Consider the following 26377-nt stretch of genomic DNA (forward strand, 5'->3'; position numbering starts at 1 on the left):
AGAGGCAAGCCCCATGTCCAGTCTGATCTTTCCCGCCGTGCTGAGCGGCCTGATGATGGGAGCGGTCTATGCGCTTGTGGCGCTGGGGCTGACCCTGATCTACGGCGTGCTGCACATCATCAATTTCGCGCATGGCAGCCTGCTGATGCTGGCGCTCTATGCGGTCTACTTCCTGCATTTTCATCTCGGCGTCGATCCATACCTCGCCATTCCGCTGATGCTGCCGGTGTTTTTCGGGCTCGGTTATGCGCTGCAGCGAGGCCTGATCGCGCCAATGAGCGGCGGGTCCGAGCAAAACGTGCTTCTCGTCACGTTGGCGCTGTCGATGATCATCGACAACCTCGCACTCTATTTCTGGACCTCGAACACCCGCACCATAGACATTCCCTATGCCTATGACACCGTCGAGATCCTCGGGGCGTATCTGCCCCTCGGCCGGGTCATCGGCTTTGTGGCGGCCCTGGCGGCGGCGCCGCTTCTGTGGCTGTTCATGACGCGCACCCGTACCGGCTCGGCGATCCGCGCCGTCGCGATCGAGAAGCGCGGGGCCGAGATCGTCGGCATCGAGGTGAACCATTCCTATGCGATTTGCTTCGGCCTCGGCACGGCCTGCGTGGCGCTTGCCGCCTGCCTGTTGCTGCCCACTTTCTACGTCACGCCCCAGGTCGGCTACACCTTCGTGCTGGTGGCCTTCACCACGGTGGTGCTGGGCGGCATGGGCAGCCTGCCGGGCGCGCTGATCGCGGGGCTGCTTCTGGGTGTGATCGAGTCGCTTTGCGGCCTCTTCCTGGGTGAAAGCCTCGGCCAGATCGGCATCTTCCTCGCTTTCATCCTGATCCTTCTCTTCAAACCGTCCGGGCTGCTCGGCAAGAGGGCAAGATGATGAAACTGCAATCCCTGGGCCAGATCGTCCTGATTGCGGCAGCCCTCCTCTATCTCGTCAGCGTCTATTTCATGTCCTCTCCGGTCTGGATGGGCTTCACGATAAATGCGCTGATCGTCGTGGTGGTGGCGCTTTCGTGGAACGTCACCGGCGGCTTCGGGGGGCTCACCTCGTTCGGCCATGCGGCGCTCTACGGCACCGGCGCCTATGCCTCGGCTATTCTCCAGGTGAAATACGGCGTCAACGCCTGGCTTGCCCTCGGCGCGGGCATCGTTGCCGGCACGGCGATGGGCGCTTTCATCGGCGCGCTCGCCTTCCGCTACGGGCTGAAAGGCTCCTATTTCGCCCTCGTGACGCTCGCCTTCGCCGAGGTGCTGCGCATCTGCGCCTCCTCCTTCGATTTCACGGGGGGTGGCAGCGGGCTGCAACTGAAGTTGGAACCGGGTCTTTCCACCCTGCAGTTCAACGATCGCGCCGTGGTCTACACCATCCTGCTGGCGGTGGTGGCCCTGGTGATGGCGCTGACGGCCCTGCTCAAGTTCTCGCGCTTCGGGGCCTACCTTATCGCGGTTCGCGAAAACGAGGACGCGGCGCGGGCGCTGGGGATCGACACCTACCGGATCAAGGTCCAGGCGATGGCGATCGCGGGGGCTTTCGGCGGCCTCGCCGGGGTGCTTTACCTCCAGCTCTGGCTCTTCATCGACAGCACCGTCGTCTATGGGAGCGCCGTGTCGATCGAAGCGCTGATCGGGCCGATCATCGGCGGCGCCGGCACCATCTGGGGTCCGCTGCTCGGCACGTTGGGCCTGCATCTCCTCGGCGAAGGAGCCAAGCACCTGCTGTCGAATGCGCCGGGCCTGAACTTCGTGCTCTATGCCGTCGTGCTGATCTGCGCGCTGCGCTTCCTGCCGCAGGGTCTGATGGGGCTCGCCGCCAGGCTCGGCACCTTCCGCAAGAAGGAGGACGACAATGCTTGAGGTCCGCAACCTTTCGAAAAGCTTCGGCGGCCTCACGGCCGTCAGCAAAGCTTCCCTCGACGTGCCCGAAGGCTCGATCGTCGGCCTTCTCGGCCCGAACGGCGCGGGCAAAACCACCTGCTTCACCATGATCGCGGGCTTCACCCGGGCGGACGAGGGCACGGTGCGGCTGCGGGGCGAGGACATCACAGGCCTGCCGCCGCACCGGATCTGCGCCCTCGGCATGGTCCGCACCTTCCAGATCGTCCAGCCTTTCGCGGGGCTCACCGTTCAGGAAAACATAGCCGTCGGCGCCTATCTGCATCACCGGGACCGGCGCGAGGCCATGGCGCTCGCCCGCGACGTCGGCACCCGATTGGGCATGGGCGGCGTGCTCGACCAGCCCGCCTCCTCCTTGACCATCGCCGGGCGCAAGCGGCTCGAACTGGCCCGCGCGCTCGCCACCGACGCGAAGCTCCTGCTGCTCGACGAGGTGATGGCGGGGCTGATCCCCTCGGAGGTCAGCGAGATCGTCGGCATCATCCGCCAGATCCGCGACGAGGGACACACCTTCCTGCTGATCGAGCATGTCATGCAGGCTGTGATGAGCCTTGCCGAAACCGCCTACGTGCTGAACCAGGGCAAGATGATAGCCCATGGAACGCCGCACGAGCTGGTCAAGGACCCGGCCGTTGTCGAGGCCTATCTGGGCCATGGCGCCGCCGCCCGCCTGCAGGAGGAAAACCATGCTTGAGATTTCCGGCATCAAGGCGGGCTACGGCTCGATGGCGGTGCTCCAGGGCATCGACATGCGCATCCTGGCGGGCGAAATCGTCGCCCTCCTCGGTTCGAACGGGGTGGGCAAGACCACGCTCAACAACGTGATCTCCGGCTTCATCCGCCCGACGGCGGGCTCCATATCCTTCGAGGGCGAGACGATCACCGGCAAGAAGCCGCGCGACATCGTTGGCCTCGGCATCGCCCAAGTGCCGGAGGGACGGAAGATATTCCCCAATCTCACCGTGGGCGAAAATCTCGAGCTCGGCGCCTTCCGCCGGGCGAGCGCCAACAAGAAGCATAATTTCCAACGCATCTGCGCGATTTTCCCGCGCCTCAACGAGCGGCTCGGCCAGCTTGCCGGCACGCTTTCCGGCGGCGAGCAGCAAATGCTGGCCATCGGCCGTGGCCTGATGTCGGAACCCAAGCTGCTGGTCCTCGACGAACCCTCGCTCGGCCTCTCGCCCATCATGGTGGAGGAGATGTTCGGCCTGATCACGAAAATCAATGCCGAGGGCGTGGCGGTGCTGCTGGTCGAGCAGAACGTCATGCAGTCGCTCGGGGTGGCGCAGCGCGCCTATGTGATCGAGCAGGGCCGTTTCGTCATGCAGGGCGAGGCAGCCGAACTGCTGGCCGATCCGCAACTGCGCCGAGCCTATCTCGGCCTGTGAACCGGCCGCTCCGGACCGAGCACGGCCCAGGGCGGATGAAATCAACGGAGTATCGGAAACATGTCTCTAACCCGCACCCAACGTCTGCGGCAGGCGCTCGCAGGCGGAAGAGCCCTCATGGCTCCCGGCGTCGTCGACGCCATGTATGCCCGCCTGGTGGCCGAGGCAGGATTCGAGGCCATGTACATGACCGGCGCCGGCACCTCGGCCACGCGTCTCGGTTATCCCGATGTCGGTCTCCTCACCATGACCGAGATGGTGGACAATGCCACGCGTATCGCCGACGCCTCGGACGTTCCACTGATCGCCGATGCCGATAACGGTTTCGGCGGACCGCTCAATGTGCGCCGGGCGATCCAGCTCTACGAGCGCGGCGGCGTAGCGGCCGTCCATATCGAGGACCAGGTGCTGCCCAAGCGCTGCGGGCATCTCGCCGGCAAACAGCTCATCTCGGCCGGGGACATGGTGGCCAAGGTCAAGGCGGCCGTGGACGCGCGAATAGACGAGAACTTCGTCGTGATCGCCCGCACCGACGCGCTGGCGCTGCATGGCCGCAACGCCGCTTTCGACCGCGCCGAGATGTATCGCGAGGCCGGCGCCGACGTGATTTTCGTCGAGAGCCCCGGTCCGGACGACCTCCCCCACATCGCGCCGCGTTTCCCGGGCGTGCCGCTCCTCTACAACATGGCGACCTCGGGCAAGACTCCGTTCCTGACCCGCTCGGAGATCGAGGCGCTGGGCTTCAAGCTGATCATCTATCCGAATTGGCTGTTGCTGTCGGCCTGCGAGGCGGCGCGCCGCACGCTCGAGGTGCTGAAGAGCGAGGAGACCATCGCTTCGGTCGCGCCGAATGTCATGAGCTTCAAGCAGTTCTTCGATACCGCCCGCATGGCCGAAATACAGGAGCTGGAAGCCCGCTACGGCACCCCCGAGGAGAGCCGCACCAACTATTGAACGCCCCCGGGGGGCGTCCGATCGCCTCCCGGCTTGAGAGATGAGGAGGCTAAAGAAATGTCAGTTGTTTCCGCCGAGGGCGTGGAATTCGATTTCGAAATACCGGTGGTCGTGGTCGGCGCCGGGGCCTGCGGCCTCGTCGCGGCACTTGCCGCCCACGACGCGGGCCAGACGGTGATGGTGCTGGAGCGCGACGAGAATCCGCAAGGTTCCACCTCGCTTTCCGCCGGGCTGATCCCGGCTCCGTGCACCCGCCTGCAGAAGGAAGCGGGGATAGAGGACAGCCCTGAGTTGTTCACCGCCGATCTGGTCGCCAAGACCCATGACCGCACGCCACATGACATGGCGCTGGTCGCCGCCCGCGCCGCCGGGCCGATGATCGACTGGCTGATGGAGACGCACGGGATCGAATTCGAGCTGGTCACTGGCTTTCTCTATCCCGGCCATTCACGCCTGCGCATGCATGGGCCGAAAAGCCGTACGGGCGCCGATCTCCAACAGGCATTGCTCGCGGCGGTCTCGAATGCCGGGATCGACCTCATCACCGGTGCCTCTGTCGAGGATCTCTATGCCGACGCCTCGGGCCGCGTGAAGGGAGTCCGCTTCCGCCGCCCGGACGGGGCGACGGAAAATCTCGGCTGCCAGGCTCTGATCCTGGCCTGCTGCGGCTTTGCCGGCGATCCCGCCATGGTGCGCCAGTATATCCCCGAAATCGCCGATGCCGAATGCTGTGGCCACACCTCGAACACCGGGGACGCCGTGAAATGGGGACTGGCGCTGCGGGCCGCGATTGCCGACATGGGGGCCTATCAGGGTCATGGCTCGGTCGCGCATCCCCATTCGCTACCCCTGACCTGGGCGGTCATCACCAAGGGCGGGGTCCTCGTCAACACCGAAGGCAGGCGGTTTTCTAACGAGATGCGCGGCTATTCGGAACACGGAGCCGAGGTCGCGGCCCAGCCCGGCCACATCGCCTGGGACATCTTCGATTCCCGAGGCGAAGAAGCCGCGATGGGCTTTTATGACTATCGCGAGATCCGCAAGCTGGGCGCGGTCAAGACCGCCAACACGCTGGAAGAACTGGCAGGCGTCACCGGCCTGCCGTTCGAGGCGCTCAAAGCCGAATTCGACGCAATCGCCGCCGCCGCCCGCGCGGGCGAGCCGGATCGCTTCGGCCGTCGCTTCACCGAGGACGAATTGCTGAAAACGCCCTGGTTCGCGGTCAAGGTCAACGGCGCGCTTTTCCATACCCAGGGCGGGCTGGTCATCGACGAAAACGCTCGGGTGCTGCGCGAGGACGGCTCACCGCTGCCGAATCTGATGGCCGGTGGCGGTGCCGCTCGCGGCGTCTCGGGCGATTCCAACTACGGCTACCTGTCCGGCAACGGCCTGCTGGCCGCGACCACCTTCGGCCGTCTGGCCGGGATCAGCGCAGCGCGCATCGTCGCCGAAGGCTGACGACGTCCCGTCCCGCCGGCTACCGGCCAGCGGGGTGCAATCACTTCCTATAGGAGACAGCGATGAAGAAGGTCATGGTGATAGTGCCATTCTCGATGGGGGATGAGGACCTCGCCCGCCGCCAGGCGCAGATGAAAGCGGTGAACCTGGGCCCGGGGATCGAATTCCACTACCGCCCGGTTCGGGTCGGCCCGAAGAACTACTCCAGCCAGCACGACATGGCGCTCGCCGATTTCTCGATCGTCGATGCCGGCCTGGACGCGCAGGCCGAGGGCTTCGACGCGGTCTGCATCGACACGATGTCCGACAGCGGAATGTCGATGTTGCGGTCCGTGCTGACGATCCCGGTCATCGCGCCGGGGCGGCATTCCATGCTTGTCGCCCAGATGCTGGGCGACAAGTTCTCGATCCTCATGATGTGGGATCGGTGGAAGATGCTCTACACCAAAACGCTGGGCGAACTCGGCATGGAGCATAAATGCGCCTCCATGCGCTCGATCGGCATCACGCCCGACAACAAGACGCTGCTTTCCGGCAAGGAGGATCAGGTCTTTCCGCTGCTTCTGGACGCTGCGCGCGCCTGTATAGACAAGGACGGGGCGCAGGTGCTGATCCTCGGCTCGACCACGATGCACGAAGCGCATGCCTGGCTGTCCGAACGCGTCGGCGTGCCGGTCATCAATCCGGGTCCACTGACCTACAAGCTGGCGTCGATCGCGCTCGACCTGAAGCTCACCCACAGCAAGGCCACCTGGCCCGCGCCGCTCACGCCCAAGCACGACATGATCCGCGCCATGGGCGCAGCGGGCGCCGCATTCCTGGAGGGCAACCAATGACCCGTATCCTCGTCATCGTACCCTTTGCGCTGGATGCAGAGGGCATCCGTAACCGCGAGGCGCAGTCCGGCTATGTGCCGCTGCCGGCGGACTGGGAGCTGACCTATCGCCCAGTCACCTGCGGGCCCACCTCCTTCATGTCGCCCCACGATTGGGGCCTGATGGACATGGCGATCTTCGAGGCCGGCTGCAGCGCCGGGACCGAGGGTTTCGATGCCGTCTGCATCGACACCATGTCCGACAGCGGCATGGTCATGCTGCGGTCGGTTCTGGACATTCCAGTGATCGGCGCGGGCAAGGCCTCCATGCTCTATGCCCTCACGCTCGGCAGCAAGTTCTCGGTCCTCGCCCAATGGGAGCCGGCGCTTCCGCGCTACAGGAAGGCGATCCGAGAATACGGATTCGATCGGCAATGCGCCTCGGTGCGCAGCTTCGACCAGCCGCCGGACTTCTCGAACCTGCTCGGCGGCAAGGAAGACAAGGTCTTCCCGCGCATGCGCGACGTGGCCATGCGTTGCATCGAGGAGGACGGCGCGGAGGTGATCTGCCTCGGCTCCACCACCATGCATCAGGCCGGCGAATACCTCGCTGCGCAACTGCCGGTACCCGTGGTCAATCCGGGCCCGCTCACCTACAAGCTCGTCGAGACCTTCCTCGCCCTGGGGCTGACCCATGGGCGGGAAGCCTATCCCGCTCCGGTCGAGCCCCGGCTCGACATGCTGCGGGCCATGATGAAGGCCGGCGCGGCCGCCGAGAACGCGGCAAAGGGCTGACACCATGGAGAGCGCTGCCCGCCGGCTTGCATCGGCCGCCGCAATAGGTCGTTTCGCGGCGGTGCCGCACGCGGTGCGGGCAGCCTATCGCGACTTCCTCCTGGACACCGTCGCGGTGATGGCGGCAGGGGCGGCGCATCCCTCCCTGGCGCCGGCCCGGGCGGCCTTTCTCGCCGCGGGCGGAGCCGGGCGGGCCTCGGCCGCGGGTTTCCCCGAAGGGGGTCCTGCCGGGATCGCGGGCCTGGTCAATGGCGCGGCGATGACGGTGCTGCAATTGCAGGACGGGCATCGCCGGGCGCGCGGCCATCCGATGAGCCATGTGCTACCCGCCGCCCTCGCCATTGCCGAGGAGACAGATGCCCCGGCGCCGGCCTTCCTCGACGCGGTGATGGCTGGATACGAGATCTCTGCACGGATCGGCACGGCCTTGGGCGGCATGCAGCCTCTGCTGCACGACACCGGAACCTTCGGCTGCATCGGCGCGGCGGTGGCGGCGGCGCATCTTTTCGGCCGGGAAGGCGACGAGGCCGGACGCGCCGCACTGATCGAGGCGGCGATCGGAAACGCCGCCGCCATCGCCCTTTTTCCCTTCCGCGACACCTGCATGGAAGGGGCCGGCGTCCATCATCTCTTCGTCGGCCTCGGTGTGCAAAACGGCATCCAGGCGGCCCAGGCGGCATTGGCAGGGCTTTTTCCGTCGCCGGCCACGCTCGAACGTTTCTTTGGACCATGCGCGGGCGAAGCTTTTGACCCGGGGCTGCTTGCCGACGGCATTGGCGCCGACGGCGCCTGGTCGCGCCACGAGATCGCGGCCGCTTACCTGAAATGGCATCCGGTCTGTGCCCACCTCGGTCCGATGATCGATTGCATCGAGGCGCTGCGTGAACGTCTCGGCGGCTTCGACCCGGAGCGGATCGACCACGTGCGCGTGCAGATCTACGCGACCGCGCTGCAATACGATTCGCCCCGGCCGGAAAGCGACCTTGCCGCACGCTTCAGTTTCCGCCATGCGGCGGCGCTGGCCCTGAGCTTCGGGCCGCTGCGACACGACAGCTTCTTTCCCGAGCGGTTCCGCCGTCCCGAGATCGAGGATCTTGCCGCGAAAGTCGCGCTGGAGGCCGACCCGCGCCTCGATGCGCTCTATCCGGCAAACCGGCCGACCCGGGTGACGCTGGTGTTGGCGAACGGGCACGAGGAAAGTGCCGAGGTGCTGGTGCCGAAGGGCGACGGCCCGCGTGCCCTCACGCGCTTGGATGTCGATGCCAAGGCCGGCCGCCTGATGGACGTCGCCTGGGGCGAGGGCCATGGCGGCATGATCCGTGCCTTGATCGACAGCGTCGAGAACGCCGCGCCTGCGGACCTGCCCACCCGGCTCGGCCACGCTCTGCGCCATCCTTTCCTAACACCGTAGTGGCGGGCAGGGATCTCAGTCCGGTTGTGCACCGCCCAGCGAGAAATCCTTGCCCTGTTCCCGCTTCAGCGAAACCCGATATTCGTAGCGGTCCGCGCAGTAGAGAATCTCGGCCGCGTAGAACGGGGTCATCTCGGCATTGAAGAACAGCCGGTTCACCCGCATCAGCGGTGCGCCGATCGGGATTTCGAGATGCTGGGCGGCATATTCGTCGGCAAGGGTCGCGGTCAGTGTCTGCTCGACCTGCTCGACCACGGCGCCCGTTCGCTGGACGAGATCGATCATATTGGTCGTCGCCAGGTCCTGGCGGCGCAGCGTACCCCCGACCTCGGGCAGCAGATAGGCCATCGAAAGCGAATAGGGCTTGCGGTCGAGCAGGCGTACCCGCACCGAGCGCACCAGTTCGTCGGTGGGAGGCACCCCCATCTGCACGCAGATTCGCGGCGGCGCCTCGCCTCGGTCGAGGCTGACGACTTTCAGCCGCGTGCTCTGCCCCACGGCGTTCAGGTAGCTGAACAGGCCGTTGATGTTGGATACCACCGCACGGTTGAACCTGTTCTTCTGGCCGCGGTCGTTGACGAAGGTGCCGCGTCCCCGCGTACGGGTAACGAGGCCTTCCGTGGTCAGCATTTCCATCGCTTTGCGGATAGTGATGCGGCTGACGGAAAAGCTTTCGGCCAGTTCGGCCTCGCTCGGAACCGGGATGTCGCTGCGATAATAGCCATTGACGATCCGCTCGCGCATGACCGCGTAAATCCGATGATAGAGCGGAGTCGGCGAGTTCGTCTCGAGCATTTTGACAATAACCTCACGCCAAAGGGCAGACCTTACACAACCCGAAACGGCAACAAGTCAACAGCTTCCGGGCGCCTCGCTCCGCCTCGGAATGGGCCGACTGGCGAAAAAGTGCAGCCTGAGCAGATTCGAGGGGCGCCCCACGAATGAACCTGCTCAGGGCCGCCGGCCGCGCAGGGCCTGCTGCGCCGCGATCAGTCCGGCATCGCGCGCCGCTTCGAGTTCGGCGATCCCGCGCCCCCGCGACTCGGCGGCGATGCCCGCAACCAGCTTCTCCTGCGTGGCTTCGTCGAGCTTGGGGTTACCTAGATCCTGCCAGCGCCGCTCCTGGCTGGGGCCGAGATGGGAAAGATAGTGCCCGATGCCGCCTGGGCCGCCGCCGAGATGATAGGCCAAGTGCGAACCCACCACCGACCAGCGCAGGCCCGGTCCGTAGACGAGGGCGGAATCGATATCCTCGACCTCGGCAATGCCTTCGGCCACCATGTTCACCGCCTCGCGCCAGAGCGCCGAGGACAGACGGTTGGCGATATGTCCCACGGCCTCGCGCTTCAGGAACACCGGATGACGCCCAAGCCCGCGGAAGAACGCCGCCGCCGCCTGCACGCGTTCCGGATCGCTGCCATAGAGTTCGACCAGCGGCATCAGGTGCGGCGGGTTGAACGGATGAGCGGTGATCAGCCGGGAGGGGTCCGTCATCTCGGCGCTCAGCTCGGACCAAACCAGCGAGGAGGTGCTGGAGGCAATGGTAGTCCCTGTCGGCGCATTGGCCTCGACCGCGGCATAGAGTTCGCGTTTCAACGGCACCTTTTCCGGCGCGTTCTCCTGGATCCAGGTCGCGCCGTCGACCGCCTCTTCAAGGCTTTGGGCCAACCGCAGCCGGCCGGGCGCCGGCAGGTCCTGTTCCAGCTCGCCGAGCTGGGCCATCGGCAGGGCGATCTTGTCGGGAATCGCGGCGCGCACGGTCTCCGCCGGTTCGTAGAGCACCACTTCGTGACCATGTGCGAGGAACAGCGCCGACCAGCTTATGCCGATCAGCCCCCCGCCGATCACGGCGATCCGGCCGCCACCTTGCGCCGAGTTATCAACCATCCTCCAGCTTCTCCATCAAACGTCTGACGAGCAATGTCACGCCAAAGGTGACAGCCGTCAATGCATAAGGTCATAAATTTATGTCTTTTGTAACTTTCTTCCATTGTCGAGAAATTCGAACGGGTTCTGTCGCAAAGATGCAAGCAGGACCAAAAATGAGGCGGCGTTTGATCTTCCAGGCCGCGATCACGTAATTGTTCGCGATCAGGAATTGCCGGATGATCTCAGCGTCCCGCCGCACTTCGGCGCAGCATACGCGGCACGGCCCCGGCGATCGCGGCCTGGGCGGTCAGTTCGTCGGGATCTCGCCATGGAGCCAGGTGCGAAACGCGGTGAAGGCCGGGTTGCGGGTGCTGCTTTCGGGATAGAAGAGCGCGTAGGACTCGCCGACGGAAAGATGCCTGCGCGAGGCCAGGACGAGCCTGGATCCTGCAATCTCGTCCTCGACGGTTTTTTCGGGAACGAGGGCGACGCCCATACCCGCGACGGAGGCCGCGATCAGCATGCCGAAATGCTCGAACCGGTCGCCACGCAGGATCGACCGCGCGTCGATGCCGGTATCGCGGAACCAGTCGAGCCAGAGGGTCGGCCGGGTCGTCTGCTGCAGCAGCGGCAAGCGCACGAGTTCCTCGTCGGAGACAGGCGAGGGCACCAGTCCGGGGGAGGCGACCACCACCAGGCGCTCTTCCATGATGTCGTCGTGAAGTACGCCAGCCGGGCGCATGTCGCGTCGCTGGAGCGCCGCATCGAACGGCTCTTCCTCGAAATTGACCGGGTCGAGGCGGGAGACGATGTCGATCGTCACGTCGGGACAGGCCTGCCGAAACCGGACCAGCCTCGGAACCAGCCAAGTGGTTCCGATCGTCGGCAGGACCGCCAGCCGTACCAGATCGGCGCGCCCCCCGAACGCCATGACTGCAATCGAGGCCTGCCGCAGCTGCTGGACGAGCAGTTCGGCTTCGGCGGCGAAGGCCCGTCCGGCATCGGAAAGCACGAGGCGCTGGCGGACCCGGTGGAACAGGCGAACGCCGAGCCGCTGCTCGAGAGTGGACAGGGCGCGGCTGACCGCGCTCTGGGTCAGGCCGAGTTCCTCCGACGCCCGTGTCGTGGCCCCGGTGCGCACGCAGGCCGAAAGGACGACGAGCTCGCCTATGGTGGGCAGGAATGGATCGCGCATCGCCTTATCATATGAGGAAATTTCATAAGCTGGAAATTCTTTCTCGTTATCGCCGCCGCACCCGTTTCGGTAAAAGGGCGTTCGACCTTCCTGTTCGACCATATAGAGGTAGTACTTATGAGCGAAGCCAATAGGAGCGCTGGCGCGTCGACACATGCGACCTTCACATGGGACGACCCGTTTCGCCTCGACGACCAGCTGACGGAAGACGAGCGGATGATCCGCGACACGGCGGCTGCCTTTGCGGCCGACAGGCTCGCGCCGCGTGTGCAGGAAGCCTATCTGGAGGAGAAGACCGACCCGGCGATCTTCCGCGAGATGGGCGAGGCGGGCCTGCTCGGCGTGACCATTCCGGAAGAGTATGGCGGCGTCGGCGCCAGCTACGTGGCCTACGGGCTGGTGGCTCGCGAAGTGGAGCGCATCGACTCGGGCTACCGCTCGATGATGAGCGTGCAATCCTCGCTGGTCATGTATCCGATCCACGCCTACGGTTCGGAGGAGCAGCGGAAGCGATACCTGCCTAAATTGGCTTCCGGCGAGTGGATCGGCTGCTTCGGCCTGACGGAGCCCGACGCCGGCTCCGACCCCGGCGGGATGAAGACTCGTGCCGAAAAGATCGACGGCGGCTGGCGTCTCACCGGCTCGAAGATGTGGATCTCCAATGCACCGATCGCCGATGTCTTCGTCGTCTGGGCGAAAGTCCGGGGCGAGGACGGCAAGGACGCCATTCGCGGCTTCGTGCTGGAAAAGGGCATGAAGGGCCTGTCCGCTCCGAAGATCGGCGGCAAGCTTTCGCTCCGGGCTTCGATCACCGGCGAGATCGTCCTCGACAATGTCGAGGTCGACGAGGCAGCGCTCCTGCCCAACGTGTCGGGCCTGAAGGGGCCGTTCGGCTGCCTCAACCGCGCCCGCTACGGCATCTCGTGGGGCGCGATGGGCGCGGCCGAGGATTGCTGGCACCGCGCGCGGCAATATGGTCTCGACCGCAAGCAGTTCGGCAAGCCGCTGGCCGGCACGCAGCTCTACCAGAAGAAGCTGGCCGATATGCAGACGGAGATCGCGCTGGGGCTGCAGGCGAGCCTCAGGGTCGGGCGGCTGATGGACGAGGGCAAGTTCGCGCCGGAGATGATCTCGATCGTGAAGCGCAACAACTGCGGCAAGGCGCTCGACATCGCTCGCCAGGCGCGCGACATGCATGGCGGCAACGGCATCCAGGTCGAGTACCATGTCATGCGCCACGCTCAGAACCTGGAGACCGTCAACACCTATGAGGGCACCCATGACGTGCACGCCCTCATCCTTGGTCGCGCGCAGACCGGGCTGCAGGCGTTCTTCTGATGGGCGAGCAGGCATATCCGCTGCAAGGCATCCGGGTCGTCGAGCTGGCCCGGATCCTGGCCGGTCCATGGATCGGCCAGACGCTGGCCGATCTCGGCGCCGAGGTCATCAAGGTCGAGGCTCCGGAAGGCGACGATACGCGGCGCTGGGGACCGCCCTTCATCCGGCGGTCGCGCCCCGACGGGACGACCGAGGAGGTGGCGGCCTATTTCTGCGCCGCAAACCGGGGGAAGACGTCTGTCACATGCGATTTCAATGACGCCGACGACTTGGCGCGTCTCAAAGACCTGATCGCCGAGGCGGACGTCCTGATCGAGAATTTCAAGGTCGGCGGCCTGTCAAGGTTCGGCCTCGATTACGAGACGCTGTCGGCGCTCAATCCGCGCCTCGTCTACGCTTCCGTCACCGGCTTCGGCCAGACCGGTCCGCGCCGGCAGCAGGCCGGCTACGACTTCATGATCCAGGGCATGAGCGGCATCATGGACCTGACGGGCGAGCCCGACGGCGAGCCGCAGAAGGTCGGTGTCGCCTGGATCGACATCTTCACCGGCCTCTACGGCGTAATCGCGGTCCAGGCTGCCCTGGCGGAGCGCGCCCGCTCGGGGAGGGGACAGCAGGTCGACCTGTCGCTGCTCGACTGCGGTGTCGCCGTCCTCGCCAACCAGGCGGCCAATTTCCTCCTGGGCGGCAGCGTCCCGCGCCGGCTGGGCAACGCTCATCCCAACATCGTGCCCTACCAGCTTTTCCCGGCCGAAGACGGACATTTGATCATCGCCTGCGGCAACGACCGTCAGTTCAGCGCGCTCTGCCGCGTCCTCGGGAGCGAGGCACTGGCCGCCGATCCGCGATTTGCGACCAACGCGCTGCGCGTTCACAACCGTGAGGAACTCTGCGCGATCATTGCCGAAGCGACGCGCCTGCGAACACGCAACGATCTCATCGATGCGCTGACGGCGGGGGGCGTTCCCGCCGGTCCCGTCAACACGGTTCCCGAGGCGCTCGCGGATCCGCAGACCGGCGAGCGCGGGCTGCGCATCGAGCCTGAAGGCATAGCCGGCCTCAGGACACCTATCGACTTTTCCCGAAGCGGGCTCAAGCTGCAACACTCCGCCCCGACGCTGGGAACGGGTCGGTGGGCCTTCGCTGCAAGGGCGTGACGCGCGACCTTCAGGTGTCGTTCCTCGGCCGTTTCGCAGGCCGCTCGGCTGCAAGATGCTCTACCGTTCCCGCTTCGGCACGTCTCGCAGCGCGGCCTGCAATTCGCAGAGCACCCGCTCGATTGCGGCCTCGTCGAGCCTGCAGATCCCGTCAGCAAGAAGATTGGCGAGCTCCGTGGCCTTGGGCGACAGGCCGGACGTGTCGATGACGGCACGGGGATGCGACGCCTCGGCCAGGCGCTGCAATTCCTCCGCATCATCCCAGATGACGTTGAAATAGCCGATGATCTTCTGGACCATGGCCCAGTTCGGCACGCCGCGATGGCCGTGCTCCAGCGCCGACAGATAGGCCGCGCTGACGCCGATGGCGTCAGCCATATCCTTCTGCGAAACGCCTCGCTCGCGGCGCAGCTTCCGCAGCCTTTCACCGAAGGGTGTCATGGGAGGCCGCGCCTGATGCGGACATAAAGCGCTCCGCTGCCGCCATGCCGGCGTGAAGCGTCGTCATGGCCGCTGACCAGGGCGCGGAAGGGAGGCGTCGCCAGCCACTGCGGCACGGAGCGTCGCAGGACGCCCTCGCTGCGAGACGATGAGCCCTTGCCGGTGATGATCAGCACGTAGCGCACGCCACCCTGCTGGGCGCGACGCAGGAAGGAAAGGAGCAGCCAATAGGCCTCGTCCTGGGTCATGCCGTGGAGATCGACCCGGCCTTCGATGGGAAGGCGGCCCTTGGCGAGCTTGTCGCGCGTCTGCGTGTCGAAGACATGCGCGAGCTTCAACGTCTTGGGTCTCGCGGCCGGCTCCTCTCGCGCCTCGCTGCGTGGCGCCGGTGCGGCCCGCTCTTCCCGTGTGGAAGGTTCCGGCGGTAGTGCCACAGGCTCCTTCCCGGCCAGCGGCGTGGCCGAACGCGCCACGAGGTTCCACAGGACACGATCCTCGTCGGTGAGCTCCCGGGTGCGTCGGCTCATCGTCCCTCCGCCAGCATGGGCCGTGGCAAAAGGGCTATGAAATCGGCGGGATGGCGAACAATGCCTGCGATCTCGCCCGCTTGGGCGCCTGAGCCCGCAAACAGGTCGCCGCGGGCGGGGCCGGTGATCGCAGAGCCGGTGTCCTGGGCGATCATCAGACGCCTGAAGCCGCCGCCGCCGAAGGCGCCCAGAGTTGGCGCGACGATGAAGAAAGGCGTGGCGAATGTATGAAGCAGCCGATCGACCGCAATCGAGCGGCCTGGCGTAAGCGGCACCTTGGCCGCGGCGACAGGTCCCAGACCATCGTCATCCACCGGAGCCTCTCGAAAGAAGATGTAGGACCGGTTGCGCCACAATATTTCGTCGATCCTGTTTGGATTGTCGCGGAACCAGCGCCGGATCGACTGCATGGTTACGTCGGCCGGCGGGATCTCGCCAAGTTCGGCAAGAATGCCGCCCGGACCGGTGAAGCGGTGGCCGGATTTCGCGGCATAGGTCACCCGTTTCCTGGTGCCGTCGGTCATGACGAGGCGGGCTGCGCCCTGGACATGGATGAAGAAGGCATCGACGACATCAGCCAGCCATGCGATCTCGAGGCCTTTTCCGGCCAGCGCTCCCTGCTCGATGGCGCGACGATCGTGGTACTCGACGATCCCCTCCTCCGCGGCCCGGCCAAAGGCGAGATACGGATCGAAGCCTGCCGGTCTGTTCGCGTCGTCGACATCGACGAGGTCCGATGGCCGCGCCAGCAGGGGAAAGCGGAAACGGCCGGTGCGTCCTGGAGAAGCCTCCGCCTCCGGTTCATAGAAACCGGTGACGAAGCCGCGGTCCCTCCCATCAGGCTTCACCGCATGCGGCACGAAGTGCCGCTCGAAAAAATCCCGCGCCGGTGCCGAGCCGAGTTCCGGCACCGCCCGCGCCTCGGCGAAGGCGGCGGCGAAAGCCTGGGCTTCGACGCCGAGCGTTCCGGTACGATAGGGTTTCTCAAGGCTCCGGACAGCGGAGCGCCGAAATGCGGCGAAGGCCGGCGCAGGATCGTCCTCCCGCCAGCCCGGCATGTCATCGAAGGAAATCTTTCGGAAAAGCGGGGGGAGCGCCACCGGAGCGGATCAGTCCTCGGCTTCGGTGGCCACGAGCTTCCAGTTGGGATCGCGCGAGCGCGTGTCGCGAGCGAAGGTCCAGACATCCTTGACTTCCGCCACCGTTTCAGGATCGCCGTCGATCACGGTGCCGGCGCTGTCACGGGTCGCGGAAATGAGCTCGCTGACGATGCGCAGCGTGACATGAGCCTCGCTGCCTTTCATTTCCGCCGAGACGAAGTCCGCCTTGTCGATGCCCACGAAAGACGACTGGATCTTCTCGGAGCGAGACTCGCGGTCGGCGATCGCCGCGACGAAGCCCTCGAAAACCTCGCGCGACAGCAAATTCTTCAAGGTCTTGCGGTCGCCATCGGCAAAGGCCATCACGATCATTTCATAGGCCATCTTGGCGCCTTCCAGGAACGTCTTCGGTTCAAAACCGGGATCGGCGTCCTTGATGGCGCGAAGGCCCTTGTTCAGATCGGTGCCAGGCTGTGCGACGGCATCGATGGGCCGATAGGCGTCGTCGTTTGCTTCCCCGGCCGAACGTTTGCGGGGCAGCGCGACGACATTCTCCGGCGATTTTGCCGAATCCTTGCTTTTGTCGGGGGTGCGCGCCGCAGTGTAGGGATCGAAGGGCGGTCGTTCGTTGCCGGTGCGTCGCCCCAGCACGTTGCGCAGCTGGAAAAAGATCACGACGGCCGCGACAAGAAAGAAAACGGTACCGAAATCGAAGAATTCCATATCTTCCGCCAAGTGACCTCTATTTCGGCCCACACGCCGCGCTGACACGACGTCCAGCCTCCGCGTCGCGAATGCGCACTCTTTCTCATATAGAACGCCCGGCGCTATCATTCAAATCCGGGCCATCCATAACTATCTAGTCGGCATTATGCCAGTATCCACTCCTCGCCGCACTAGCTGAAAGAAGACCGTGCCGACGCTCATCGCAATCCTCATGCTAGCCTTTCCGCTTTTGGAGATCGCCGTCTTCGTCCTGGTGGGCGGCGAAATCGGGGTCTTGCCGACGATCGGGCTCATCGTGCTCAGTGGTATGGTAGGTGCATTCCTGTTGCGCTGGCAGGGCTTTGGCGCGATGCAGCGAATTCGCCGTGAGGTGGAGCAGGGCGGCACGCCTGGGCGCGAACTGGCTCATGGCGCCATGATCATGCTCGCCGGTATATTGCTGCTTATCCCGGGCTTCATTTCCGACGTATTCGGCCTGCTGCTTTTCATCCCTGCCGTGCGCGACGCCGCCTGGCGTTTTTTCAGCAGCAGGATCACCGTCGTGACCGGTTTCAGCGCAGGAGCGCGCGGCTTCGGCCGACCCGGCAACCGGGATCGCGAGCGCACCATCGACCTCGATGAAGACGAATATACCAAGACGCCTGATCCCAACTCCCCTTGGCGCCGCCCCGAGATCGAATAGACGACGGAACAAACCTCGACGGCGAGCGTTGGTTTCTACGCTGCGTCGAGGATCGAGCCATGCGCAAGGGCCGATGGTCTTTGTGGAACTTCTTCGAGAAACGGCCGCAACCTGCGGACGCAGAGAATGCTTCGGTGGGCGCGATAGTCCGCCTTCTGAAATCCCGACACGTCAACGCCGAGGAAGAGAAAGAGGAAGAGCTTCCTGCGGAGCGAAGCGATAAGGTCGATAATCGCCCGCGCCGTTGAACCATCCCCAAGCTGACGCGTTAGCACCCAGGCGGCGTCGAGCCGTCATCTGTGCGAAAGGGAGAATAATCATGCCGGCAAAGTCGAAGGCCCAGCAGAAGGCAGCCGGAGCAGCCTTGGCGGCCAAGCGCGGTGAGATCAAGAAGAGCGAATTGAAGGGGGCTTCGAAGTCGATGGTGAAGTCGATGAGCGAGAAGGAACTTCACGACATGGCTTCCACCAAACGCAAGGGCAAGCCGGAACATGCCTCCAAGTCGTGACGGAAAGAGGGACGACGACATGTCCCCTGAAAACCGAACGGATTTCCGATCACCGCAAGACAGCGGCGACGACCGCCAACCGAAACTGCCTGCGGAGAAGGCGCGCCAGGGAAGATGGGGAGGCCGGGTGCTGATGGTGCTGGTCGCCGCGTTGATTCTGGCAGCCGTGGCTTGGTGGGCGGTGGAAATCTACGGCGGTGCGATCGAGCCGACGAACCCGATGGAAGACGCGCCTCCGCCCAGCACGCAGCAGAACCAGGCACAGTGAGGCGCGGGCGGTGTTTTTCCGGTGGTCGGGCAGCCCCTGGAGAACGCACTGTAACTTGTCAGGCCGAAGCCGCCATGCTAGCGAACGCGCGATTTCAACGAGGCCCCCGATGGCCTTTCCAGGAGGAATCGGCTGATGGCCAACAATGAAAACGAAGCAGCGGCACCGAAGGCCGGCAACGGCGCGCAGCCTACCCTCAGCGTGCTCGCCCAATATGTGAAGGATTTTTCCTTCGAGAGCCCCAACGCGCCGAACTCGCTGCGCAACCGCGATCAGGCACCGGGCATCAACATCAATGTCAACGTCAACGCCAATCCGCTCTCGGATACCGAGTTCGACGTTAACCTGACGCTGTCGGCGCGTGCCGGCAACGAGAAGGACGTGCTCTTCAATGTCGAGCTCGTCTATGGCGGCGTCTTCCGCATCGCAGGCTTCCCGCAGGAGCACATGCTGCCGCTGTTGTTCATTGAATGCCCGAGGCTTCTCTTCCCCTTCGCGCGGCAGATCATCGCGGATGCCACGCGTAATGGCGGCTTCCCGCCTCTGATGCTCGATCCGATCGACTTCGCGCAGATGTTCCAGCAGAAGATCGCCGAGGATCAGGCGAAGGCGAAGGTGCAAGTGAGCTGACGCGCGGTCGCTTCACAGGTGATACGAGAACCCGGCTTCGGCCGGGTTTTTCGTTTTGCGGGTTCAGTTCACGGCGACGGCCGGCGTGTCCGTCAGCCTTGCCCACACGGAGTTCTCGCCGAGCTTCCTGACCAGTTCGGCGTGGGCCGCGCGCTCGGCTTCGGAAAGGCGCGAAGCCAGCGGTCTCGGACGCGGCGGCAACACCACGACGCCGACCGTCTCTTCGCCGAGCACGATCGGGCCTTCCTCCGCCACTTCCAGGCTCAAGGCAGCCTGCTTGCCGCCGATCAGCTCGATATAGACCTCAGCCAGGATTTCGGAATCCAGCAATGCGCCGTGTTTGGTGCGCCGGCTGTTGTCGATGCCGTAGCGACGGCAGAGCGCATCCAGCGAATTCGGCCCCATCGGATGCTTGCGCTTCGCAATCGCCAAGGTGTCGACGACGCGATCAACCGCAATGGCCGGGTAACCCAGGCGCTCCAGCTCGGTATTGATGAAACCCATGTCGAAGCTGGCATTGTGCGCAACCAGGCGCGCGCCATCGATAAAAGCCAGGAATTCCTCCGCGATCGCGTCGAAGATCGGCTTATCGACGAGCTGGGCCATGCTGATGCCGTGGACGGATTCGGCCTCGGCATGGATCTCGCGTCCCTGGGGATTGATATAGTGATGAAAGGTCCGGCCGGTGGGAAAGCGGTTGACCAGCTCGACCCCGCCGATCTCGATGACGCGGTCGAGCCGCGCATCAAGGCCTGTGGTTTCCGTATCGAAGATTATCTCACGCACCGAATCACTCCAGGGCGCAAGAATGGCAGGCGAGGCGCTTCCTCCGCAACGGGTGAGAAGCGTCCTTCTCAGTTGTCCCCGGTGAGTTCGGAGATGATTTCCCGCACGGCGCTTCGCGCCGCCTCCATTCCCGAGCCGGTGTCGATGATGAAATCGGCCGCGCGGCGCTTTTCCCCGTCGGGCACCTGCTTGGCAAGGATCGCCCCGAACTTCTCCTCGGTCATGCCCGGCCGGGCAAGAACGCGCTCGCGCTGGATTTCGGGCGGCGCGGTCACGACCACCACCTTGTCGACGCGGCTGCGGCCTCCTGTTTCGAACAGCAGGGGGATATCGAGCACCACCAGCGCCGCGCCGGCCCTGCGGTGCGTTTCGAGGAAAGCGTCGGCATCCCGTCTGACCAGCGGGTGGATCAAGCCCTCGAGCTTGCGGATCGCCGCGGGATCGCCGAGCACACGCTTCGCAAGCCGCGTGCGGTCGACCACGCCATCCACGACGGTACCCGGGAAGACCGCTTCGACCAACGGCGCGGCCTCCCCAGCGTAGAGCCGGTGCACGGCCTCGTCGGAATCGTGCACCGGCACGCCTGCTTCGGCGAACATGCGGGCCGTTGTCGATTTGCCCATGCCGATCGATCCGGTGAGGCCGAGAACGATCATTTCTTCCTGTCCAGATCCGCGACGATCCTGTCGCGCAGGGCCGGGGACACTTCAGGGCGCCGGCCGAACCAAAGCTCGAAACCCGGAACGGCCTGGTGAAGCAGCATGCCCAGGCCGTCGACCGCCTTCAGCCCACGCGCCGCCGCAGCGGCAAGCAGCGGCGTCTCGAGCGGAACGTAGACCAAATCGTTCACGATGGCATGATCGGGGAGCCAGGCCGGATCGGCGGGCAAGCCCATGTCGCCGGCCATGCCGAGCGAGGTCGTGTTGATCAGCAGGTCGGCATCGGCGCAGATTTCGGGCAGGGCCTCCGTCGCATGGGCGGAAATCCGCCCGCTGAAACGGGCCGCAAGCTCAACCGCCCGGCCGGCGGTTCGGTTGGCAAGCCGGATGTCGCCGACACCGCGGTCGATCAAGGCGTGGACGACGGCCCGCGCCGCGCCGCCCGCGCCGACGACAACGGCCGAGCGGCTTTGCACCCAACCGGGGGCACGTTCGTCGAGATTGGCCGCGAAACCGTAGGCGTCAGTATTCCCGCCATGCAGGATACCGTCCTCGAACCATACCGTGTTCACGGCGCCGATCGCGTCGGCCGCTGCATCGCGGCGCGAAACAGCTGCGAAGGCTGCCTGCTTATGCGGGATGGTGACGTTGCCTCCGGCAAGGCCTGCTTCGCCTAAGCCCGCGAGAAAATCGGCGAAGCGTTCAGGAGCGACGTCGATTGCGGTGTACGATCCGGCGATGCCGTATCGGTCGAGCCAGTAGGAATGGATGATGGGCGAGCGCGAATGCGCGATCGGATGGCCGCAGACAAAAGCCCGACGTGGGAGGTCAGCCATCGATCGCACCGCGCTCGCGCAGAGCCGCGAGCAGCGGCAGGAGCGGCAGGCCGACAATGGTGAAATAGTCGCCTTCTATCTTGTCGAAGAGCTGGATGCCCTCGCCTTCGATCTGGTAGGCCCCGACGCTCTCCAGCGCCTTGGCTCCGACCCTGGCGAGGTGACGACCGATGAAGGCGGGTTGGAGCTTGCGCATGGTCAGCCAGGCAACGCCGACATGGCGCCACAAGGTCTCGCCGCCCTGGGCGAGTACGACAGCGCTGTTCAGGCTGTGGGTCTTGCCGGACAGCTTGAGCAGGTGGCGCCGCGCGCCTTCCATGTCGACCGGCTTATGGAATATCTCGTCACCCAGCGAAAGTGTCTGGTCGGAGCCGATCACCAGCGCTTCCGGATGACGTTCGCTGACATCGAGCGCCTTTGCCTCGGCCAGGATCGAGGCAACGTCCTCCGGCGTCACCTCGCCAGTGATGGCGGCCTCGACAGCCCGCTCGTCTATCGCTGGCCTGACTGTCGAAAAATCGAGCCCGGCATTGGCCAGCAATGCGCGGCGAAACGGACTTCCCGAGGCGAGGACTATGGCTTTGGTCATGCAAAAAGGCCTATCGCGTCTTTCCCCGCAGCGCAACGATGGCGGCGGCCGTCTCCTCGATCGAACGGCGGCTGACATCGATCATCGGCCAGTTGTGCCGCGTGCAGATCTGTCTCGCGTAAGCCAGTTCCTCGGCGATGACAGAACGATCGACATAGCTTCGTGCGTCATAGCCGGCAGTGGTTCCGAGCAAGCGATTTTGGCGAACCTGGGAGATCCGCTCAGCGGTGGCGACGAGGCCGACGACCAGCGGGCGTCGCGCTCTGATCAGAGTTTCGGGCATGGATACGCCGAGCACGATCGGAATGTTTGCGGTCTTGATGCCGCGATTGGCCAGATAGATGCTGGTCGGCGTCTTCGATGTACGCGAGATGCCTATAAGGACGACATCGGCATCTTCCATATCCGGCGGCAACTGGCCGTCGTCGTGCTCCATGGTGAAGTTCAGGGCGTCGATGCGCCGGAAATATTGCGCGTCCAGCACATGCTGGGCGCCGACGCGGCGGCCGGCGGGTGTGCCGAGATAGGATTGGAACACCGTCAGCACCGGCTCCAACACGGAAACACAGGGCAGGCCCATGGCAGCCGCCCGTTCGTCGATCATGCGCGCAAGCTTCTGATCGACGACCGTATAGAGGACAATGCCGGGTTCCTGATCGATCTCCTCGAAAACCTTGGCGAGCTGCCGTTCGGTCCGAATCAGCGGATAGATGTGCTCGATGGCGCGCGCATCCTTGTATTGCGCGGAAGCGGCACGGCCGGCTGCCAGAAGAGTCTCGCCCGTCGCATCGGAAATCAGATGAAGATGGAAGAAGCTCTGCGGCTTGTTCACACGATTCACGCCCTGCTGTGGCCTAATGTGGATAAGCCCGGCCGGCCGGGGTGCCGGGTCGGAGGGGACTGTATCAGAGGGCCATCTTTCCACAATCCGGGGTGCCGTGAACTTCGAAACGGGCCTGTGGAGAGATTCGGGGTCAGCGTCTCTTTGTCACAACGGTCGATTCGCGACTGCTCGGCCAAGCTTGCTGCAAGCATCTGGAATCGTGAACAAATCTGTCGCTATCCGCAATGTTAACAGGGGCTTGTCACATTTTCCTCCGACGAGGGGGATCCCGACTTTCGGGAGGCTGGAGTCGAAAAGCCGGAATTCCCGATTCCTACAGAGTCATAGAATCAGAAGACTCTTTTCCAAGGAATTGATTTAAGGAGAGCCGGACTGGAGAACGCGACAATCATGGCTTCGAGACGGATCGTCATCGACGTGCTCAAAGGCGAGACGGTATTCCCTCCGCCCGTCTGGATGATGCGGCAGGCGGGCCGCTACCTTCCCGAATATCGGGAGGTGCGCCGGCAGGCGGGGAGCTTCCTCGATCTCTGCTACAATCCGGATCTTGCCGTCGAGGTGACGTTGCAGCCGATCCGGCGGTTCGACTTCGATGCTGCTATCCTTTTCTCGGATATCCTCGTCGTTCCCCATGCGCTCGGTCGCGAACTTCGCTTCGAAGAAGGAAGGGGGCCGTTGATGAACCCGATCCAAGCCGACGAGATCCCGAGACTGAACGACACGACGTTTCACGTGAATCTTTCTCCGGTCTACGAGACGGTACGGCGGCTGCGTTCGGAGCTTCCTGACAAGACCACGCTGCTCGGCTTCTGCGGTGCTCCCTGGACGGTTGCGACTTATATGATCGCCGGGCATGGGACCCCGGATCAGGCCCCTGCCAGGCTGTTCGCCTATCGCCACCGCGAGGCTTTCGAACAGCTGCTGACCCACCTTGCCGATTGCTCCGCGGATTATCTCATCCGGCAGATCGAAGCGGGTGCGGACGCCGTGCAGATATTCGATTCATGGTCGGGTGTGCTCGACGAGCCTTGCTTCAAAGCCTTCTGCGTCAACCCGGTTGCCCGGATGGTGAAGCGCGTGAGGGCGAAATTCCCGAACGTACCCATTATCGGCTTCCCCAAGGGTGCCGGAAGCCTCTATGACGTATATCGCCGTGAGACAGGAGTGACGGCGCTCGGACTCGACTGGTCGGTACCTCACTCGCAGGCCCGGAGGCTCCAGAAGGAAGGCGCTGTCCAAGGCAATCTGGATCCGCTGCGTCTCGTCGCCGGCGGCCGCGCCCTGGAGGAAGGGGTCGACACGATCCTTGCCGCGCTCGGGCAGGGGCCGCTGGTCTTCAATCTCGGTCATGGCATCACGCCTGAAGCTCCTATCCGAAACGTGGAGGCAATGCTTGCTCGGATTCGGGGGGCAAGCAGGCCATGAGCAAGGAAACGGCGCGCGACATGGCGGGCAAGAGCGGCGCCACGGCCATGAAACGGGCAGCCGCGGCGATCGCCGTCTTTGCGGTCCTGGCGGCGCTTCTCTTCTGGCTCGATCCGGCCGGCCTCTACCTCTGGATAAAGGCGCTTCACGTAATCGCGGTGATCGCCTGGATGGCCGGCATGCTCTATCTGCCTCGGCTTTTCGTCTATCACACCGAGACCGAGCCGGGTTCGGTCGCCTCCGAGACCTTCAAGGTCATGGAACGGCGCCTGCTTCGGGCCATCATCAATCCCGCCATGACCGCTGTCTGGGTGCTCGGCCTGTGGCTGGCATGGCGGGGCTTTGGTTTTTCCGGCGGCTGGCTGCACGCCAAGATCGGCCTTGTGGTGGGAATGTCGGCCGTGCACGGCTATTATTCGCGCGCGGTCCGCATGTTTGCCGAAGATCGGAACACGAAATCCGCCAGGCACTGGCGAATCATGAACGAAGTACCTACTTTACTGATGATAGCCATCGTCATCCTGGTCGTGGTGAAGCCCTTCTGACGGACGCGATCGGCTAGGCTGCGCGTCCCCCCGAGGAGGCCCTGCGAAAGTAGGCGCGGTTGGAAAACGCAGCTTGCTCTTTAGGAGCGGGAGGGATAAAAGGGCATCCTTCCCTCCCCGCCATGCGCCGACTTTTTCACCTTTTCGAGCGCGGCCGGCATGCATCGCGTATCGCCGATTTTTTTCCAGAGCAGCTTCAGAGTCCGCACTATGCAGGAAATGAAACTTACCGAATTCAAGAATAAGAAACCGACGGACCTGATCGCGTTCGCCGAGTCGCTCGAGGTCGAGAACGCCAGCGTGATGCGCAAGCAGGAGCTGATGTTCGCGATACTCAAGAAGCTTGCCGCGCAGGACGTCGAGATCATCGGCGACGGTGTCGTGGAGGTTTTGCAGGACGGCTTCGGCTTTCTCCGCTCGGCCAATGCGAACTATCTGCCGGGGCCTGACGACATCTACATCTCTCCCTCGCAGATCCGCCGCTTTTCACTCAAGACCGGCGATACGGTCGAGGGGCCGATCCGCAGCCCCAAGGAAGGCGAACGGTATTTCGCCCTTCTCAAGGTCAACACGATCAACTTCGACGATCCGGAAAAGATCCGGCACAAGATCCACTTCGACAACCTGACGCCACTTTATCCCACCGAACGGCTGAAAATGGAGGTCGAGAATCCGACGACGAAGGATATTTCGCCGCGTGTCATCGACCTGGTGGCGCCGCTCGGCAAGGGCCAGCGTGCCCTGATCGTCGCGCAGCCGCGCACCGGCAAAACCGTGCTCCTGCAGAATATCGCCCATTCGATCACGTCGAACCATCCGGAATGCTATCTGATCGTGCTTCTGATCGACGAGCGCCCGGAAGAAGTGACCGATATGCAGCGTTCGGTGAAAGGCGAGGTCGTTTCCTCCACCTTCGACGAGCCGGCGGCGCGACATGTGCAGGTCGCCGAAATGGTCATCGAAAAGGCCAAGCGCCTTGTCGAGCATGGGCGCGACGTCGTCATCCTGCTCGATTCGATCACCCGTCTCGGCCGCGCCTACAACACCGTCGTGCCTTCCTCCGGCAAGGTATTGACCGGCGGTGTCGACGCAAATGCCCTGCAGCGCCCGAAGCGCTTCTTCGGTGCCGCGCGTAATATAGAAGAAGGCGGTTCTCTCACCATCATCGCAACGGCGCTGATCGACACGGGAAGCCGCATGGACGAGGTGATCTTCGAAGAGTTCAAGGGCACGGGCAACTCCGAAATCGTGCTCGACCGGAAGGTGGCGGACAAGCGCATCTACCCGGCCATGGACATTCTGAAGTCCGGGACTCGTAAGGAAGACCTGCTCGTACCGCGCGCCGATCTTCAGAAGATCTTCGTGTTGCGGCGTATTCTGGCACCGATGGGAACGACGGACGCTATCGAGTTCCTGATCGACAAGCTGAAGCAGACCAAGACAAATTCAGAATTCTTTGATTCGATGAATACTTGATCTCTTCTCTGGAGAGATCTTGATTTATTCCTTTGTTCAAAGGCGCGCCTCGATTGG

Annotated in this window: 31 protein-coding genes; 19 read left to right on the forward strand and 12 right to left on the reverse strand. The window is 64.2% G+C overall.

Features of this window, described 5'->3' with window-relative positions:
* Positions 1–13: 13 nt before the first annotated feature.
* The 9 genes from ACCO56_RS25555 to ACCO56_RS25595 all read left to right on the forward strand — a co-directional run bounded on the left by ACCO56_RS25555 (position 14) and on the right by ACCO56_RS25595 (position 8719).
* Positions 14–883, forward strand: coding sequence for a branched-chain amino acid ABC transporter permease (locus ACCO56_RS25555; RefSeq protein WP_433643710.1), 870 nt, complete (start codon positions 14–16; stop codon positions 881–883).
* Complete coding sequence (locus ACCO56_RS25560) at positions 880–1860, forward strand: branched-chain amino acid ABC transporter permease (protein ID WP_433643711.1); 981 nt, start codon at positions 880–882, stop codon at positions 1858–1860. The genes ACCO56_RS25555 and ACCO56_RS25560 overlap by 4 nt, the downstream gene beginning before the upstream one ends.
* Positions 1853–2593 (forward strand): ABC transporter ATP-binding protein, encoded by a 741-nt coding sequence (locus ACCO56_RS25565; protein WP_433643712.1) that lies wholly within the window; start codon positions 1853–1855, stop codon positions 2591–2593. Before ACCO56_RS25560 ends, ACCO56_RS25565 begins: the two co-directional genes overlap by 8 nt.
* Positions 2586–3287, forward strand: a complete 702-nt coding sequence (locus ACCO56_RS25570; RefSeq protein WP_433643713.1) for an ABC transporter ATP-binding protein — start codon at positions 2586–2588, stop codon at positions 3285–3287. Before ACCO56_RS25565 ends, ACCO56_RS25570 begins: the two co-directional genes overlap by 8 nt.
* Positions 3288–3347: 60 nt before the next feature.
* The gene (locus tag ACCO56_RS25575) at positions 3348–4241 is read left to right on the forward strand and encodes an isocitrate lyase/PEP mutase family protein (RefSeq protein WP_433643714.1); all 894 of its coding nucleotides are present in this window, start codon (positions 3348–3350) and stop codon (positions 4239–4241) included.
* Between the two features lie 57 nt (positions 4242–4298).
* A complete protein-coding gene (locus ACCO56_RS25580) occupies positions 4299–5699 on the forward strand; it encodes an FAD-dependent oxidoreductase (RefSeq protein ID WP_433643715.1) in 1401 nt (466 codons plus the stop codon).
* A 62-nt stretch (positions 5700–5761) separates the two neighbouring features.
* A complete protein-coding gene (locus tag ACCO56_RS25585) occupies positions 5762–6535 on the forward strand; it encodes an aspartate/glutamate racemase family protein (RefSeq protein WP_433643716.1) in 774 nt (257 codons plus the stop codon).
* On the forward strand, positions 6532–7308 hold the full coding sequence (locus ACCO56_RS25590) for an aspartate/glutamate racemase family protein (protein ID WP_433643717.1): 777 nt from the start codon (positions 6532–6534) through the stop codon (positions 7306–7308). The genes ACCO56_RS25585 and ACCO56_RS25590 overlap by 4 nt, the downstream gene beginning before the upstream one ends.
* A 4-nt stretch (positions 7309–7312) precedes the next feature.
* The gene (locus ACCO56_RS25595) at positions 7313–8719 is read left to right on the forward strand and encodes an MmgE/PrpD family protein (RefSeq protein WP_433643718.1); all 1407 of its coding nucleotides are present in this window, start codon (positions 7313–7315) and stop codon (positions 8717–8719) included.
* A 15-nt stretch (positions 8720–8734) separates the two neighbouring features.
* On the opposite strand, the gene ACCO56_RS25600 is transcribed toward ACCO56_RS25595, so the two are convergent.
* The 3 genes from ACCO56_RS25600 to ACCO56_RS25610 form a co-directional block, all read right to left on the reverse strand.
* Positions 8735–9514: a GntR family transcriptional regulator gene (locus ACCO56_RS25600; RefSeq protein WP_433643719.1), complete on the reverse strand. Its 780-nt coding sequence runs from the start codon at positions 9512–9514 to the stop codon at positions 8735–8737.
* 156 nt (positions 9515–9670) lie between these two features.
* Positions 9671–10606, reverse strand: a complete 936-nt coding sequence (locus tag ACCO56_RS25605; RefSeq protein ID WP_433643720.1) for a 3-hydroxyacyl-CoA dehydrogenase NAD-binding domain-containing protein — start codon at positions 10604–10606, stop codon at positions 9671–9673.
* A gap of 289 nt (positions 10607–10895) precedes the next feature.
* Complete coding sequence (locus ACCO56_RS25610) at positions 10896–11783, reverse strand: LysR family transcriptional regulator (protein WP_433643721.1); 888 nt, start codon at positions 11781–11783, stop codon at positions 10896–10898.
* A gap of 117 nt (positions 11784–11900) precedes the next feature.
* Here ACCO56_RS25610 and ACCO56_RS25615 point away from each other — a divergent pair, with 117 nt between their 5' ends.
* Both ACCO56_RS25615 and ACCO56_RS25620 read left to right on the forward strand, forming a co-directional pair.
* Positions 11901–13121, forward strand: a complete 1221-nt coding sequence (locus ACCO56_RS25615) for an acyl-CoA dehydrogenase (protein ID WP_433643722.1) — start codon at positions 11901–11903, stop codon at positions 13119–13121.
* A complete protein-coding gene (locus ACCO56_RS25620) occupies positions 13121–14278 on the forward strand; it encodes a CaiB/BaiF CoA transferase family protein (RefSeq protein ID WP_433643723.1) in 1158 nt (385 codons plus the stop codon). The genes ACCO56_RS25615 and ACCO56_RS25620 overlap by 1 nt, the downstream gene beginning before the upstream one ends.
* Before the next feature lie 60 nt (positions 14279–14338).
* On the opposite strand, the gene ACCO56_RS25625 is transcribed toward ACCO56_RS25620, so the two are convergent.
* Genes ACCO56_RS25625 through ACCO56_RS25640 form a run of 4 tightly spaced genes read right to left on the reverse strand, consistent with a single transcriptional unit; the run spans position 14339 to position 17069 of the window.
* Positions 14339–14719 (reverse strand): helix-turn-helix domain-containing protein, encoded by a 381-nt coding sequence (locus ACCO56_RS25625; RefSeq protein WP_433643724.1) that lies wholly within the window; start codon positions 14717–14719, stop codon positions 14339–14341.
* Complete coding sequence (locus ACCO56_RS25630; RefSeq protein ID WP_433643725.1) at positions 14716–15246, reverse strand: Smr/MutS family protein; 531 nt, start codon at positions 15244–15246, stop codon at positions 14716–14718. The genes ACCO56_RS25625 and ACCO56_RS25630 overlap by 4 nt, the downstream gene beginning before the upstream one ends.
* Positions 15243–16346 (reverse strand): murein transglycosylase A, encoded by a 1104-nt coding sequence (gene mltA / locus ACCO56_RS25635; protein WP_433643726.1) that lies wholly within the window; start codon positions 16344–16346, stop codon positions 15243–15245. Before mltA ends, ACCO56_RS25630 begins: the two co-directional genes overlap by 4 nt.
* A 9-nt stretch (positions 16347–16355) precedes the next feature.
* Complete coding sequence (locus ACCO56_RS25640) at positions 16356–17069, reverse strand: Tim44/TimA family putative adaptor protein (RefSeq protein WP_433643727.1); 714 nt, start codon at positions 17067–17069, stop codon at positions 16356–16358.
* Between the two features lie 190 nt (positions 17070–17259).
* Between ACCO56_RS25640 and ACCO56_RS25645 the strand changes: the two genes are divergently transcribed.
* The 5 genes from ACCO56_RS25645 to secB all read left to right on the forward strand — a co-directional run bounded on the left by ACCO56_RS25645 (position 17260) and on the right by secB (position 19160).
* Positions 17260–17754: an FxsA family protein gene (locus tag ACCO56_RS25645; protein ID WP_433643728.1), complete on the forward strand. Its 495-nt coding sequence runs from the start codon at positions 17260–17262 to the stop codon at positions 17752–17754.
* Between the two features lie 59 nt (positions 17755–17813).
* Complete coding sequence (locus tag ACCO56_RS25650; RefSeq protein ID WP_433643729.1) at positions 17814–18002, forward strand: hypothetical protein; 189 nt, start codon at positions 17814–17816, stop codon at positions 18000–18002.
* Between the two features lie 71 nt (positions 18003–18073).
* The gene (locus ACCO56_RS25655) at positions 18074–18262 is read left to right on the forward strand and encodes a DUF3008 family protein (RefSeq protein WP_433643730.1); all 189 of its coding nucleotides are present in this window, start codon (positions 18074–18076) and stop codon (positions 18260–18262) included.
* 19 nt (positions 18263–18281) lie between these two features.
* Positions 18282–18530 carry a hypothetical protein gene (locus ACCO56_RS25660; RefSeq protein ID WP_433643731.1) on the forward strand — a complete coding sequence of 83 codons (249 nt, stop codon included), beginning with the start codon at positions 18282–18284 and terminating at the stop codon, positions 18528–18530.
* A gap of 135 nt (positions 18531–18665) precedes the next feature.
* Positions 18666–19160 (forward strand): protein-export chaperone SecB, encoded by a 495-nt coding sequence (gene secB, locus ACCO56_RS25665; RefSeq protein WP_433643732.1) that lies wholly within the window; start codon positions 18666–18668, stop codon positions 19158–19160.
* Positions 19161–19223: 63 nt separating this feature from the next.
* Here the strand turns inward: secB and dnaQ are convergent, their stop codons facing one another.
* The 5 genes from dnaQ to ACCO56_RS25690 all read right to left on the reverse strand — a co-directional run bounded on the left by dnaQ (position 19224) and on the right by ACCO56_RS25690 (position 22958).
* A complete protein-coding gene (gene dnaQ / locus ACCO56_RS25670; protein ID WP_433643733.1) occupies positions 19224–19946 on the reverse strand; it encodes a DNA polymerase III subunit epsilon in 723 nt (240 codons plus the stop codon).
* A 68-nt stretch (positions 19947–20014) separates the two neighbouring features.
* Complete coding sequence (coaE, locus tag ACCO56_RS25675) at positions 20015–20602, reverse strand: dephospho-CoA kinase (RefSeq protein WP_433643734.1); 588 nt, start codon at positions 20600–20602, stop codon at positions 20015–20017.
* Positions 20599–21441, reverse strand: a complete 843-nt coding sequence (locus ACCO56_RS25680) for a shikimate dehydrogenase (protein ID WP_433643735.1) — start codon at positions 21439–21441, stop codon at positions 20599–20601. The genes coaE and ACCO56_RS25680 overlap by 4 nt, the downstream gene beginning before the upstream one ends.
* Entirely contained in the window at positions 21434–22030 is a 597-nt protein-coding gene (locus ACCO56_RS25685; protein ID WP_433643736.1) for a Maf-like protein, read from the reverse strand. Before ACCO56_RS25685 ends, ACCO56_RS25680 begins: the two co-directional genes overlap by 8 nt.
* 10 nt (positions 22031–22040) lie before the next feature.
* Positions 22041–22958 carry a pyruvate, water dikinase regulatory protein gene (locus tag ACCO56_RS25690; RefSeq protein WP_433643792.1) on the reverse strand — a complete coding sequence of 306 codons (918 nt, stop codon included), beginning with the start codon at positions 22956–22958 and terminating at the stop codon, positions 22041–22043.
* A gap of 306 nt (positions 22959–23264) precedes the next feature.
* Here ACCO56_RS25690 and hemE point away from each other — a divergent pair, with 306 nt between their 5' ends.
* From hemE to rho, 3 genes are all read left to right on the forward strand, one after another.
* Positions 23265–24299 carry a uroporphyrinogen decarboxylase gene (gene hemE, locus ACCO56_RS25695; RefSeq protein ID WP_433643737.1) on the forward strand — a complete coding sequence of 345 codons (1035 nt, stop codon included), beginning with the start codon at positions 23265–23267 and terminating at the stop codon, positions 24297–24299.
* The gene (gene hemJ, locus ACCO56_RS25700) at positions 24296–24844 is read left to right on the forward strand and encodes a protoporphyrinogen oxidase HemJ (RefSeq protein WP_433643738.1); all 549 of its coding nucleotides are present in this window, start codon (positions 24296–24298) and stop codon (positions 24842–24844) included. The genes hemE and hemJ overlap by 4 nt, the downstream gene beginning before the upstream one ends.
* 210 nt (positions 24845–25054) lie before the next feature.
* The gene (gene rho / locus ACCO56_RS25705; RefSeq protein WP_433643739.1) at positions 25055–26320 is read left to right on the forward strand and encodes a transcription termination factor Rho; all 1266 of its coding nucleotides are present in this window, start codon (positions 25055–25057) and stop codon (positions 26318–26320) included.
* The last annotated feature ends 57 nt before the right edge of the window (positions 26321–26377 follow it).

It is taken from the genome of Mesorhizobium sp. 1B3 (assembly GCF_050958605.1).
Classification (GTDB): domain Bacteria; phylum Pseudomonadota; class Alphaproteobacteria; order Rhizobiales; family Rhizobiaceae.